Consider the following 13,678-nt stretch of genomic DNA (forward strand, 5'->3'; position numbering starts at 1 on the left):
AGAAGATACAGAAACATGGATTATGTATCTATTAGATTCCTTTCCAAATGCTGAAGGGAGAATTGATTTTCAATATGAGACGGAACAGTGTATTGATGAGGACTCTAAAAGTAGATACTGGCTCATTAGTGAAGGATATATCATAGAAGAAGGTTGGAGTAAGACTTGGTGCAAGGGATATGGTAATTCATTTAAATGAAATACAAGTTTAAATGAAAGTGGTGTTGAATAGTTGAATCAAGATGAATTGTTAAGATGGATGTTCTTGCAACGGAAATGTCCATGATAGACGCACCATACTTCGGGTTTACTGGAGAAAAGTTTTGTGGAGTAGAATTTGCGATTAACAAGAACTTAGAGGGAACTGGTATTACAATTAAGGATTTAATTAAAGAAAGTAACGAGAAAAAATGGTTTGAATGGAAGCGAATAGAATAATGTTTTTGTCAAAATAGAAATTAAGGAGTGAATAATATGATTTATTGTACAATAATATTTTTAGCACTTAGCCTCTATGGGGTGTTTAGGGGGACATTGTTCTCTGAAACTGCTAAAAAAATAACACTACTAACTATTAAACAAGCTCAAGGAGAGATCAATTCCGAGAAAATGGGAAAGGAATTCTTAAAAGACGGATGCATTCAATGGATTGCTGCTGTGCTATTAATTATTGTTGAAATTGTTTATCTAGTGAATGCAATTGGATACGATACATATAAATTTCCAACTCTCATTATGATTGCACTACTGATTAGTTTGCTCATTATTGGTTCGATGGAAAAGAACGTTAATAAAATGACTGATCTTGAATTAGCAGTTGCTAAAGCTAAAGCGTCTAGAAGTAAGAATGTGACACTAATAAGTATTATTAGAGGTTTGATCTGGATCACTTACTATGGATATATGCTTTATATTCTAGTATTTGATGAAAGATATATTCCATATTAGAAGGGAATTTGGATGATGGCTGAGAGAATCGAAGGTTACAATGATACAAAAGATTACACAGGATTTGTTTGTAGACTTGCCTTAACCGAAGAAGAAATATTCCAAAAACTTAATAAACTAGGCATCCCCTTTCCCAATGGATGGAAGTTGCATCCTGAAGGGTTCATTGTTAAAGAAGACCATAAAAATAATATGCTAATTCAGTTTTATGATGTTGAGAATGATATTGAAATTGATGAAACATTCTGGATTAACTTTAATGATGCTATTGAGTATTGGGCATAGGAGATACATATGAGCAAAATAGTTGAAGAGATCATAAACAGATATGGGAAAAAGATTGGAAAGAGTACTGTACGAACGAAGATGGAACGTTGAATATTGAACAGATTCAGCGAGAGTTATCTGATTACTCGTTTTTATTAGACCAAGTACCACTAGTATATGAGGAAGTAGCTGGACTTAGTAAGACAAATTATTATGCAAATGCAGTCATTAATGAATTTGAGAAACGAATAATTGAGCGATTTAAAGACTACCTCAACGAAATATTAGATGATCTTAAAGATGTATATGATGTCCATATTAAAAGTGATGAGATATCAGATGTTTTGTATGCAGATGGTATCAATGATGCTATGAAGAAGATTAAGGAATATATGAAATAAGTATGTGAAAGTGAGACTTCATCGCCTTAATAATAATAGAAATAGAAGGAAAAATCCAAATGAATATTATCGATAGTATTAGAATAAAAATTGAAGCGTTACAAGAATATATAGATGAGATTAACGAGCAAATTGAAGAAGATTTCGACCCTATGGATTGGTCTGGTGGAAATTTTGATGATTGCTATGAACTTGGATATAGTCATGGGAGGAAGTTCGGTCGTATGACAGCCTACAAAGAAATTTTAGCAATTCTCGAAAGTGAACGTTGATAAAAAGCCGCATTTTAAGCAGAGAGGAGTAGTTTGATTGTTCGAATGGGTTATGGAGCATCCAATAATGACATTCATTTTATTGACAATGGTTTTATTAGCGATAGATAGTGCAATAGAAAATTATACTAGGGTTAGTCTTGTAAGACATTCTAAGGATATTGAAGAAAGGAGCAGCAAAGAATGAAAAAAGAAGGAATGGATCAGTATTTAGATGATAATAAAGCCGTAGAGCGATTGTTAAAAGAGTGGCTGAAATATGATAAAATTGTTGTCGCATACGACTTTGATAATACTGTCTACGACTTTCACCATGAAGGATATACATATGATGATGTTACATGCTTATTAAGAGAAGCAGACCAATTAGGAGCACATCTTATTGTATTTACGGCTTCACCAGTATCAAACTATCCTTTCATTGAAGAATATTTAAAGGTAAATAATATCCCTTTTCATTCAATAAATGAGAATCCTAGTTTCATTCCAATTGAAGAAGGAAGGAAGATATACTTCAACATTCTCTTAGATGATCGTGCAGGTTTAAGTTCTGCGTATGAAATACTAAAAAAAGTAGTAAATACCATAAAAATTAAAAGAGGTGTGTAAGTTTGATTAAATTGAACAGTCGTATAGTAGATTATACAATTTTCCCGAATGGAGAGACTAAACTTGACAACACGGATCTCGTGATTCATCCGTTCAATGAGATCATGTTTAAATATGAAAATGATGGCGACTTTATTAAGTTGATGTTTTTGAAGAAGTATCTAGACTCTGCTAAAGTTACTGCTGAATTAATTATCATGTATATGCCGTACAGTAGAATGGATCGAAGTGAAAATGATTCTCCATTCACACTAAAATATGTAACTGAATTTATTAATAATTTGAACTTTAATAGTGTGACCTTGATCGAACCACATTCAGATGTATCAGTAGCCTTACTTGAAAACTGCAAGGCCGAATACATAAACTTCAAACTATTAGCGTCAGTTATTGAAAAAGTTGAATTCGATACTGAACATGATTACATTATGTTTCCAGATGCAGGAGCTAGTAAGCGATATAGTAAAATGAAATTCAAAAACGTTATTGTTGGTAATAAAGAAAGAGATTTTCGAACAGGAGACATAAAGGGTCTCACACTACATAGCAATTCACAAGGGGTAGGAAAAAAAGTCATTATAGTTGACGATCTGTCTTCCTATGGTGGTACATTTGTTAAAAGTGCGGAAGCTTTACGTGAAAGAGGATTTGAGAAAATTTACTTATTAGTGGCACATGCAGAGAATAGTATTTTTAAAGGTGAGCTATTTGATAACGTAGATAAGGTATTCACAACAGATAGTATCATTTCAGAGCAAAACAATTGGGAGAACTTAAAATTTAAAGAGCAATTAAAAATATATGAAATCGAAGAGGTGCTGTTGAAATGACAAAAACTATTTATCCTGCAAGTTTACTATGTGACTTTTATAAATTATTTCACAAAAATCAATATCCTAAAAATACTGAACAAATCTACTCAACATTCACTCCACGGAGCAATAGATACTTTCCTCAAGCTGATGAAGTCGTTGTTTTTGGAATTCAAGGATTCGTCAAGAAGTACCTTATCGAATACTTTAACACTCACTTTTTCAGTCGCACGAAAGAAGAGGTAGTGTCTGAATACGTTAGATATCTCAAATACACACTAGGAGAAGAGAACCCAGATCATTCTCACATTGAAGAACTACATGATTTAGGATACTTACCTATTAAGATTAAGGCTCTAAAAGAAGGAAGCAAATCGCCTATTAAAGTGCCAGTACTGACAATGGAAAATACTAATTCTAAATTCTTTTGGTTGACTAACTATTTAGAAACATTGGTTTCTGATGAAATCTGGCAACCAATGACATCTGCAACAACAGCCTATCAGTATCGTAATTTATTAGATGAATATGCATTAAAAACTACAGGAAACACAGATGGTGTTGGATTTCAAGGACATGACTTCTCAGCTCGTGGAATGGTTGGTATTGAAGGTGCTGCCGTTAGCGGTGCTGGTCATCTACTATCATTCGTAGGCACAGATACAGTTCCTTCTATCGCTTATCTTGAAGCTTATTATAATGCAGATATTGAAAAAGAGTTGATTGGTAGTAGTATACCAGCGACCGAACATAGTGTTATGAGTGCTAGTACAGATGCAGATAGTCGTGATGAATTCGAAATGTATAAACGTCTTATTACTGAAGTTTATCCTACTGGATTCTTCAGTGTAGTGTCTGATACATACGATTTCTGGGCAGTAATCGGAGATATTCTACCACGATTAAAAAGTGAGATTATGAGTCGAGATGGTAGAGTTGTTATTCGTCCTGATAGTGGAGATCCAGTTCTTATTATCACAGGAAACCCTGAAGGAGATACCGAACTTGAACGCAAGGGACTAATTGAAAGTTTATGGGATATCTTCGGCGGGACAGTGACTGAGCAAGGCTATAAAGTACTAGATACTCATATTGGCGCTATCTACGGAGATTCAATTACACTTGAGAGAGCAAAGCAAATTGTTGAAAGATTAGAAGCTAAGGGATTCGCAAGTACAAATATCGTATTGGGTATTGGCAGCTATACATATCAATACGTAACTCGTGACACTTTGGGATTTGCTATGAAAGCAACATATGCGGTAATCGATGGCGAAGAACGGATGTTGTTTAAAGACCCTAAAACAGACGATGGAACTAAACGAAGTCAACGTGGACGTGTAGCGGTTGTCAAAGTTAATGGAGAATTAACAGTCGTAGATGGATTAGTCAAGCATACGTATAACGCAAATTTTGCAGACATCGATCAGTTAGAAGAAGTGTTCGTAGATGGAAAATTAGTTCGCGATGAATCTTTGGCACAGATTCGTATGAGAGTTTTAAATAATTGATTTTTCTTTAGAAAGGATGGTGGTTGATATTGACTTAAACCATTTAGATTCAAAGCAGCAAATTGAGGCAAGATCATGTATGGAATGGTTAGATAGAAGACTCACAACTTGGAGTGTAATACCTTCATACATTAGGATATTTAAAAGTGAATGGAGAGAACATGTAGGATCGGAAGAATTAATTCCCCAAGAGTACAGAGATAAAATTAAAAATGTATATGACGAATTAAAGAAACGAGATCACGGTGAGATTGATGAAAAATGTTAATTTAATGTAGGATAAAATATTTTTGTGAAGGAGAGTGAACATTTGATTGAATGGACAATACAGCATCCTATACTGACATTTATTCTATTGATGATGGTAATCATCACCATAGGTAATATCTTAGAGAATCTTGTTAAAGTTAGATTAGCTAAACATTCCAAAGACAATGAAAAGGGAGAGTAAGTAAATGTTAAGATGCGTTGATTATCACACAGGTAAAGATATTGGGGAAGCAGAGGATTGGTTTGTTCAGGCGAAGAAAAATGAATATGAAATGATTCATGATGGATATACATACAGTTTAAATTATGTTGTAAATAACGTAGCATTCTTCATTAACAAGCATTTTAATTCAATACTTGAAAATAATTTCTCATATCATCCACCAAAAGAAGGTCAATCTGAAAAATATGATAACATCAGATGTAAAGCAAAAGAACTTGCATATTTAATTAATGATCTAGCACCAAAGAGCCGTGAAAATTCATTGGCTATGACAAATCTTGAACAGGCTGTATTCTGGGCTAATGCTGGAATTGCCCGTAATGAATAGGAGGAAACATATGAAGCCATACGATGAAGAAAAACATGAATACCTCATTCTTGAAATGATGAACGCCGAAGATGTTGCATTGAATGGAGAAGAGGCAGATACAATCATGACAGAACTTGAGGAATTACCGTCTCCAGAAGTTATTGCAGAACAAGTGAAGCGCGCAGGATTTGATACATTTGAAGTGACCCTTGTCAAAGAAACAGTCAAACGATATCAAGTATAGGAGGCATACATATGATTACATGTGATTATAAACAAGAGGAATTCGCTCTGATTCAAACATTAAGAGAAAGTGGTATGTCGGCAACTGCTGTTTTGATTGGAATCAGAAATGATTTTCTAAAAGACAATAAGGATGGTCAATGGAGTGAGTGGATTGAGATTTTTGATAGATACATTGAGTCATTAATCGAAGAAGAAGAAAAGGATTTTGAATAAAATGAAAAATTATTAAAGAAATAGAACAAGAGGAGAAAAATAAATGTCTAAAATAGTTAAAATTTATGATTCAGTAATCGAGAATATTAATCAAGAAATCAATCATTCCATTAACCAAGGATCAAGTACAGAGCTAAAGAAAGAGCATGAGGCTTACATTGCTGGATTAAAAGCAGCACTGCAATTCGTTGAGTCTGAGAATGACTTAGTTTATGAGGATTGCGCCTATGAAAAGTTTGAGGAAATTCTATTATCATATCTAGACGTAGAAACCAATCAATCTACAAGCCTTTACCCTGAAAACATTAAAGATATTGTTTTGGAACATATGAAAGATGAGTTTAACGAAGAGGAATGAAATACAATAAAATGTATCTTTGATATAAAAATAATACGTAGTAGATAGGAGATAAGAATTGAGAGTTCTATTTAATAGGAATCCTCTGAAATTCGGAAATGTTATCGAACAACCTACCTTGGAGCTGGTTAAAAACACGCCTCAATTATGGAATGCTTCTCTAGAAGACGCATTAAAGTATGGTGGCGAACTAACAAAATCCGCAATTGGAGCAATGAATTTAAAGTTTGATTGCAAACACATTATTGTAGATACAAAAATACATATGTTAATGAAAGGTTTCTATCCTGCAATTCCATCTTGGCATACTGATGGAGTTCCAAGGGGGGAGGAACTTAAGCCTGATTCTAAAGGCGATCCTAATATTACAGCACAGGAAAATATGAGTCCATCTAGATTCCACTTGCTTGTAACAGGAGAAGGTTGTTTAACAGATTTTGTAACTCAACCTACTATCCTAGATGTTCCTAATGAGCCAACCACTGAGCTATATAGAAATGTACATGACCAAATTGAAAATCAGATTGATGATTTATCAATTATAACTATTCCCTCATGTACAGTTGTTGAATGGGATTGGTGGAATATTCATCGAGGCGTAAAGGCTCAAAAGCATGAATGGAGATATCTCATTCGTGCTACAGAGACTGATCATATGAAACCTCAGATTGACTTAAGACAGATATTAAGAACACAAATACAAGTATATGTGCCTGAGAGTTTTGGCTGGTAAGATAAATAATAAAACATATGAGGCGAAGAAAAAGTAAAACATTAATTTATAAGGGTTAAAAATACATAATTTTTATACATGAAATAGGATTTTATGTAAACATAAACTTAAGGAGATAAAAAATGAATATTAAGAAAAAAGTAGAAGAAATTGCACGCAATATGACAAACTCTCTTATTTCAGTAGGAAATCTATTTTTAGCATCACTAGTATTTATGAAAGTTTGGAACTGGTTTCCTTCTCAAATTTTTAATGTAACTGAGATTAATTATGTAGAATCATTTGGTTTAATACTATTACTATTTTTCTTCCAAAATACAATGATTGACTCTGAAAAGATAGAAAATGAATCAACACAAGTGAAGCTAACAAATAACTTTATTTCTACTGTCTTATATCTATACATTTGGGGAAGTGCAGCAATTGTTCATTTGTTTATGTAATATTTTTGTTCAATTAAAAATAGGTTAGGAGGATAAGCTATGACATTTTTAAGATTCACTCTTTCAGATGATACTACACATACATTTGCTGATTTTCAAAATGCTATTCGATTTTGTGAAGATGAGTTCGGCTATGAAGGCAAAGGGTGGGATTCTATCAAATCGACAAACTACCATTTTGCTCTTAGAGACTTTCTAGTGGATGATGGAATTAGCGTTGAAATTTTCACATGAAGAATAAAGAATATGCCTCATTATCAGAAGTTTTAGTAGATTGTTTTCAAAATATATTAGGAACAGATTCAGAGTACTTATTGCATGAAGATACATATGTAACAAAAGAGCTGAAGAAGCTTATTGGCAAAAAAGAGTTTGATAAGTTTAACACTATGGATGAGAAGTATTGGAAAGACTCATGGGGAGAATTTAGCACAATGACAAGGGAGAAATAATTTGGGATTAAAGCTCGATAAAGATTGGAATTCGAATCACGATAAGCTAAATGAAACACTAAAAAAGATTCACAAGTTTCAACTGGTATATAAAAGAAAGGAAGAAATGAATGCCAAAGTTAATTACAAAGCGAAATGGAACATTGGTTGAATTTAACACAGAAAAGATCACACATGCTATTGAGAAAGCAGCAGTACAAACAGGAGAATTTGATAACTCTGAATCTATCAGATTAACCCAAAGCGTTCTACAATTAATAGAACGCGGTAATTACGATAAAATAACCGTTGAGAACGTGCAAGATTTAGTGGAAACAGCCCTACTAAAGTCGGAGTATTTATCTACGGCAAAGGCATATATTATCTATCGCGAAAAGCGAAGTCATGCCAGAAAGCGTGATATTTTCAAACATCGTTTAAATTTAAAACCGTATGAATACCCAGAGCTTTCCCAATATAAAGAAGCCATCCAACACTCTTATTGGCTACATACAGAATTTAACTATACATCTGACATTCAAGATTTCAGAGTTAATGTGTCAGATGCAGAAAAAAATGTGATTAAAAATGCAATGCTTGCTATTGCTCAAATTGAAGTTGCGGTTAAGTCTTTTTGGGGAGACTTATACCACCGTCTTCCAAAACCAGAAATCGGTTCTGTTGGATACACATTCGCAGAAAGTGAAGTACGTCACCATGACGCTTATTCCCATTTACTCGAAATTTTAGGGTTGAATGATGAGTTTGAGAAAATTAAAGGAATTCCAGAACTTTTTCAACGTGTAGATTATTTAACAAAAGGCGTTGCACTGGCACGCACTGAGAATAATAGAGATTATACATTATCCATTATTTTGTTTTCACTATTTATCGAACATGTATCACTATTCTCACAATTTTTAATTATCATGTCATTTAATAAACACAAGAATATTTTCAAAGGAATGTCTAATGTTATTGAAGCAACATCCAAAGAAGAGCAGATTCATGGTTTATTTGGGATAGAGCTTATCAACATTATTCGCACTGAACACCCTGAATGGTTTGATGATCGTGCAGAACAATTGGTGATTCAAGCATGTAAAGAGTCTTATGAGTCAGAAGAAATTGTTATTGAATGGATTTACGAATCTGGTGACTTAGACTTTTTACCAAAAGAAACTGTTAAAGAATTTGTTAAGGACAGGTTAAACAACTCTCTAGAAAGTATAGGTTATAAGCGGATCTTTAATACTAACGATCAACTTTTAAAAGATACTGACTGGTTCAATACAGAGTGTATTAGTACGAAACACGTAGACTTTTTCGTGAAGCGCTCAATTAATTACAGTAAAAGATTACAAAGCATCACAGGTGATGACTTATTTTAGGAGGATATTATACATATGAAATGGCTTAATGAAAACAGTAGAAATTTTTTATCTCGTGGGTATTTAACTGAGGGAGTTACACCTGAGCAACGTATTCGAACAATTGCAACCACAGCAGAAAATATTCTTGGTATTGATGGATTCGCAAATAAGTTTAATGGATATATGGAGAAAGGATATTATTCACTCTCTTCGCCAGTGTGGTCAAACTTTGGAATAGACAAGGGTCTTCCTATTAGCTGCTTTGGATCATACCTATCAGATGATATGGGAGGTATCTTATATACACAGGCTGAAGTTGGAATGATGAGTAAATTCGGAGGTGGAACTTCTGGGTATTTTGGTGACTTGCGACATCGAGGTGCACAAATAAAAGATAATGGACAGTCTTCAGGTGCTGTTCACTTTATGAAATTGTTTGAGACGACCATGGATGTTGTCAGCCAAGGTAGTACGCGGCGTGGAAGATTTGCACCATATTTACCAATAGACCATCCAGACATTGAAGAATTCTTGAAGATTGGTACTGAGGGTGATCCTATTCAAGAGCTCACTCACGGAGTCACATTGACAAATAAGTGGATGGATGAAATGGTTGCTGGTGATGTTGAAAAACGTGCACTATGGGCTAAAGTCATTCAGCGAAGAGTTGAGATTGGCTATCCATACATCTTCTTTACGGACACGGTTAATAAAAATACAGTAGATGTTTATAAGGATAAAAATTTAAAAATTTATGCGAGCAATCTTTGTGTTGCACCAAGTACAAAAATACTGACTAATAGTGGATACGAAACTATCCAAGACTTAGTCAATAATAAAGTGGATGTGTGGAATGGTGAAGAATGGTCTGAGGTAGAAGTGATTAAAACAGGTGTAAATCAAAAGCTGCTACGTGTGACTACTGATAGTGGATACGAATTAGACTGCACTCCATATCATAAGTTTTATATTCTTAAAAACACAGAAACAGGAAAGAGATCGAAGCCACCACGATATAAAGAAGTAATTGCCAGTGATTTAAAAGTAGGAGATAAGTTGATTAAATTTAATCTTCCAGTAATTGAAGGAGATAAAGAATTAGAATATGCCTATGATAATGGATTCTTTACGGGAGACGGAACGTCTGTCCCTAATACACAAATTATTTACTTGTATAACGATAAGATAAATTTATTGCCCCATATTAAATCAGTCTTGAATTGGAAACACGAGCCAAATAATAATAGAGTGATCGGAAGAACGCAGATTTTGAAATCTAAATATTTCGTTCCCATGTCTGAATACTCTGTTGCAAGTAGATTGAGCTGGCTTTCTGGTTATTTAGATGCTGATGGCACAGTAACGAATAACGATGGTTCGCAGTCAATACAAGCAGCATCAATTAACAAAGAATTCTTAAAAGAAGTTCAATTAATGTTGCAGACATTGGGAGTGACGAGCAAAATTAGCCTAGCTAGAGAAGAAGGGGTTAATCTATTGCCTAAGAATGACGGATCAGGAGAACTAGGAGAATACCAAACAAATACAATCCACAGAATTCTTATCAATGGTAATTCATTGTTTCAGTTAAATTCAATGGGGTTGAGATGCAATAGATTGAAATGGGAAATTAAAGAGCCAAATCGAGAGTGTTGTCATTTTATTCAAATTGAAAACATTCTGGAATTAGAGGAGCTAAGTGATACATATTGCTTTACAGAACCTAAAAGACACATGGGCATGTTTAATGGAGTTCTAACAGGTCAATGTTCAGAGGTCATGTTGCCAAGCAACGATGAATGGTCGTTTGTCTGCAACCTGTCCTCAATGAATCTTTTACATTACGACGAGTGGAAAGAAACAGATGCTGTTGAAACAATAGTATTCTTCCTTGATGCAGTCATGACTGATTTCTTAAAAAAACTTGAAAGAATGCGTGACTCTGAAGAAAATGAAGACAACTTGGCATTTTATTTCATGGAGAAGTCATATAATTTTGCAAAAACTAATCGAGCTTTAGGCTTAGGAGGATTAGGATGGCATTCTTACTTGCAATCTAAAATGATTCCTTTTGAAAGTTTGGAAGCTTCTAAATTAAATTCACGTATATTTAGCTTTATTCAAAACAAAGCACACGAAGCTTCGAAAGAACTTGCTAAGCTATACGGTGAACCTGAAGTGTTGAAGGGGTATGGTCGTCGCAACACAACATTGACAGCTATCGCTCCAACAACCTCATCTGCTTTTATTTTGGGTCAAGTTTCGCAAAGCATTGAGCCTATTTGGTCAAACTGCTACGTAAAAGATGTTGCGAAAATAAAAGTAACTATTCAAAATCCATACTTAAAAGAAATTCTGGTGTCCTATGATAAGGATACACGAGATATATGGAACAGTATTCGAGATAATGATGGATCTGTGCAGCATCTCTCATTTTTGAGTGATAATGAAAGAGAAGTATTTAAAACATTTTGTGAAATTGACCAATACATTGTTTTAGACCAAGCATCTACTCGACAGTTATTCCTAGATCAAAGTCAATCACTTAATCTAATGATTAATCCAAAAATATCTGCAAAACAGATCAACGAACTGTATTTATTTGCTTGGGAGAACAATGTTAAAACGTTGTACTATCAACATAGCACAAACGCAGCACAACAGTTTAGTAAAGATAAACTGTGTACTTCATGTGAAGCATAATAGGCAACAGAGATAATTTAAATATAAACTAATGTCAAATATGACGTTAGATTCACTCAACTATATAAATAGGGAGGACAAATATAAATATGACCAACGTAATTAAAGAGCAATACGAAATTAATCAACATGTTTTTTATATTAAGAAAAAGGTTAAGGCAGTTGTTAAAGGTTACAACGGAGAGGATAGAATCCTAATCTCATTCTGTCCTCATGGGAAAGATAAACGTATTTCTAAACTGGTGCATACAAAATATTTAACTGAGTGGAAAAGTTTGATGAGAGAAAGAAAATTCATAAGTTAAATAAGGGTGAAAAATCTCGATTAAAAATTTCAATAAAATATTTCTCTGACATTGAGAAAATCTATAAGATTCAACAAGGAGACTGGATTGATCTTAGAGCAGCAGAGACAGTTGTAATAAAAAAAGGTGAATTTAAACTAATCAACTTAGGAGTAGGTATGCAATTACCAGAAGGTTATGAAGCTTATGTTGTGCCTCGCTCAAGTACATTCAATACATGGGGAATAATTCAGACTAACTCATTTGGTGTGATTGATAACTCATACTCAGGTAATAATGATCAGTGGAAATTTCCTGCCTATGCTACAAGAGATACTATAGTTGTGAAGAATGATCGAATCTGCCAATTCCGTATTCAAAAGACAATGGATTCTATTAATATTTTTGAAGTTGATAATCTCGACAACTCCGATAGAGGCGGATGGGGTAGCACTGGAAGTAATTAATTGACTATACAAAATATATATAATGGAGCGTAAATCCGTTTACGCTCTTTTATTTACAAAAGAAAGAAGGATATTATGAAACAATATTTAGATTTATGTAAAGATATATTAGAAAATGGTATTAGTAAGAGTGATAGAACTGGAACAGGAACAATATCTGTCTTTGGACGACAATTAAGATTTAATTTACAAGATGGCTTCCCTTTGTTGACGACTAAGAAAGTACACTTGAAAAGTATAATTCATGAATTACTGTGGTTTTTAAGTGGTGACACGAACATTCGCTATTTGAAGGAGAATGGTGTATCCATTTGGGATGAATGGGCTGATGAGAATGGCGATTTAGGACGCGTGTATGGTTCGCAATGGCGAACATGGGAATCTGCTGATGGTAATCAGATTGATCAGATTTCTAATGTAATTGAATCTATTAAAAATAATCCAGATTCTAGACGACATCTTGTAAGTGCTTGGAACGTAGGTGAGATTAATCTAATGAAATTACCTCCATGCCACTTTGTATTTCAATTCTATGTAGCAGATGGTAAATTATCTTGCATGTTAACGATGCGTTCTGTGGATACATTCTTGGGTCTTCCGTACAACATTGCAAGCTATGCATTATTAACTCATATGGTTGCGCAGCAATGTGGTCTTGAGGTAGGTGAATTTATATGGTCAGGTGGAGATGTGCATATCTATAATAATTTAGTTGAACAAGTTAAACTACAATTGACCAGAGAGCCTAAAACTCTACCTAAAATTCATTTAAACCCTACAGTGAAAAGTATATTCGATTATAAA

23 protein-coding genes are annotated in these 13,678 nt (G+C 33.9%); all 23 read left to right on the top strand.

The annotated features are described in order from the left end of the window. A partial coding sequence (locus JCM16418_RS25500; protein ID WP_036653512.1) for a hypothetical protein occupies positions 1-199 on the top strand: 199 nt, incomplete at its 5' end. A gap of 56 nt (positions 200-255) precedes the next feature. Further along, complete coding sequence (locus JCM16418_RS22525) at positions 256-438, top strand: hypothetical protein (protein ID WP_052020715.1); 183 nt, start codon at positions 256-258, stop codon at positions 436-438. Positions 439-474: 36 nt separating this feature from the next. Further along, positions 475-948 (top strand): hypothetical protein, encoded by a 474-nt coding sequence (locus JCM16418_RS22530; RefSeq protein ID WP_148298895.1) that lies wholly within the window; start codon positions 475-477, stop codon positions 946-948. Between the two features lie 12 nt (positions 949-960). Further along, positions 961-1,233 (top strand): hypothetical protein, encoded by a 273-nt coding sequence (locus JCM16418_RS22535; RefSeq protein ID WP_036653516.1) that lies wholly within the window; start codon positions 961-963, stop codon positions 1,231-1,233. A gap of 89 nt (positions 1,234-1,322) precedes the next feature. After that, positions 1,323-1,616, top strand: a complete 294-nt coding sequence (locus JCM16418_RS22540) for a hypothetical protein (RefSeq protein WP_036653517.1) — start codon at positions 1,323-1,325, stop codon at positions 1,614-1,616. A gap of 59 nt (positions 1,617-1,675) precedes the next feature. Beyond that, positions 1,676-1,888: a hypothetical protein gene (locus JCM16418_RS22545; protein ID WP_036653519.1), complete on the top strand. Its 213-nt coding sequence runs from the start codon at positions 1,676-1,678 to the stop codon at positions 1,886-1,888. A 183-nt stretch (positions 1,889-2,071) separates the two neighbouring features. Next, entirely contained in the window at positions 2,072-2,497 is a 426-nt protein-coding gene (locus JCM16418_RS22550) for a hypothetical protein (RefSeq protein WP_242403954.1), read from the top strand. A 2-nt stretch (positions 2,498-2,499) separates the two neighbouring features. Beyond that, the gene (locus JCM16418_RS22555; RefSeq protein WP_036653522.1) at positions 2,500-3,327 is read left to right on the top strand and encodes a phosphoribosyltransferase family protein; all 828 of its coding nucleotides are present in this window, start codon (positions 2,500-2,502) and stop codon (positions 3,325-3,327) included. Further along, positions 3,324-4,820: a nicotinate phosphoribosyltransferase gene (locus JCM16418_RS22560; RefSeq protein WP_036653525.1), complete on the top strand. Its 1,497-nt coding sequence runs from the start codon at positions 3,324-3,326 to the stop codon at positions 4,818-4,820. Before JCM16418_RS22555 ends, JCM16418_RS22560 begins: the two co-directional genes overlap by 4 nt. A gap of 79 nt (positions 4,821-4,899) precedes the next feature. Further along, positions 4,900-5,088, top strand: coding sequence for a hypothetical protein (locus tag JCM16418_RS22565; RefSeq protein ID WP_158442456.1), 189 nt, complete (start codon positions 4,900-4,902; stop codon positions 5,086-5,088). A 187-nt stretch (positions 5,089-5,275) separates the two neighbouring features. Beyond that, on the top strand, positions 5,276-5,641 hold the full coding sequence (locus JCM16418_RS26160; RefSeq protein WP_242403955.1) for an Acb2/Tad1 domain-containing protein: 366 nt from the start codon (positions 5,276-5,278) through the stop codon (positions 5,639-5,641). A gap of 10 nt (positions 5,642-5,651) precedes the next feature. Further along, a complete protein-coding gene (locus tag JCM16418_RS22575) occupies positions 5,652-5,867 on the top strand; it encodes a hypothetical protein (RefSeq protein ID WP_036653531.1) in 216 nt (71 codons plus the stop codon). An 11-nt stretch (positions 5,868-5,878) separates the two neighbouring features. Then, the gene (locus JCM16418_RS22580) at positions 5,879-6,082 is read left to right on the top strand and encodes a hypothetical protein (protein WP_036653533.1); all 204 of its coding nucleotides are present in this window, start codon (positions 5,879-5,881) and stop codon (positions 6,080-6,082) included. Positions 6,083-6,125: 43 nt separating this feature from the next. Beyond that, positions 6,126-6,440, top strand: a complete 315-nt coding sequence (locus JCM16418_RS22585; RefSeq protein ID WP_036653535.1) for a hypothetical protein — start codon at positions 6,126-6,128, stop codon at positions 6,438-6,440. Positions 6,441-6,498: 58 nt separating this feature from the next. Further along, positions 6,499-7,173 carry a hypothetical protein gene (locus JCM16418_RS22590; RefSeq protein WP_036653536.1) on the top strand — a complete coding sequence of 225 codons (675 nt, stop codon included), beginning with the start codon at positions 6,499-6,501 and terminating at the stop codon, positions 7,171-7,173. A gap of 122 nt (positions 7,174-7,295) precedes the next feature. Continuing rightward, entirely contained in the window at positions 7,296-7,616 is a 321-nt protein-coding gene (locus JCM16418_RS22595; protein WP_036653538.1) for a hypothetical protein, read from the top strand. Between the two features lie 39 nt (positions 7,617-7,655). Next, positions 7,656-7,850 (top strand): hypothetical protein, encoded by a 195-nt coding sequence (locus tag JCM16418_RS22600; RefSeq protein ID WP_036653540.1) that lies wholly within the window; start codon positions 7,656-7,658, stop codon positions 7,848-7,850. Then, positions 7,847-8,068 carry a hypothetical protein gene (locus JCM16418_RS22605; protein ID WP_036653542.1) on the top strand — a complete coding sequence of 74 codons (222 nt, stop codon included), beginning with the start codon at positions 7,847-7,849 and terminating at the stop codon, positions 8,066-8,068. Before JCM16418_RS22600 ends, JCM16418_RS22605 begins: the two co-directional genes overlap by 4 nt. A gap of 110 nt (positions 8,069-8,178) precedes the next feature. Continuing rightward, positions 8,179-9,438, top strand: a complete 1,260-nt coding sequence (locus JCM16418_RS22610; protein ID WP_036653544.1) for a ribonucleotide-diphosphate reductase subunit beta — start codon at positions 8,179-8,181, stop codon at positions 9,436-9,438. 15 nt (positions 9,439-9,453) lie between these two features. Beyond that, a complete protein-coding gene (locus tag JCM16418_RS24485) occupies positions 9,454-12,123 on the top strand; it encodes a ribonucleotide reductase barrel domain-containing protein (protein WP_081765546.1) in 2,670 nt (889 codons plus the stop codon). Between the two features lie 89 nt (positions 12,124-12,212). Then, a complete protein-coding gene (locus JCM16418_RS22625; RefSeq protein WP_036653546.1) occupies positions 12,213-12,428 on the top strand; it encodes a hypothetical protein in 216 nt (71 codons plus the stop codon). Next, positions 12,389-12,874 carry a dUTP diphosphatase gene (locus JCM16418_RS22630; protein ID WP_277912150.1) on the top strand — a complete coding sequence of 162 codons (486 nt, stop codon included), beginning with the start codon at positions 12,389-12,391 and terminating at the stop codon, positions 12,872-12,874. Before JCM16418_RS22625 ends, JCM16418_RS22630 begins: the two co-directional genes overlap by 40 nt. Before the next feature lie 75 nt (positions 12,875-12,949). Then, positions 12,950-13,678: thymidylate synthase (locus tag JCM16418_RS22635; protein ID WP_036653548.1), on the top strand; the 729-nt coding region annotated here is incomplete at its 3' end.

Origin of the sequence: Paenibacillus pini JCM 16418 (genome assembly GCF_000576305.1) — a bacterium.
Classification (GTDB): Bacteria; Bacillota; Bacilli; order Paenibacillales; family Paenibacillaceae; genus Paenibacillus_AQ; species Paenibacillus_AQ pini.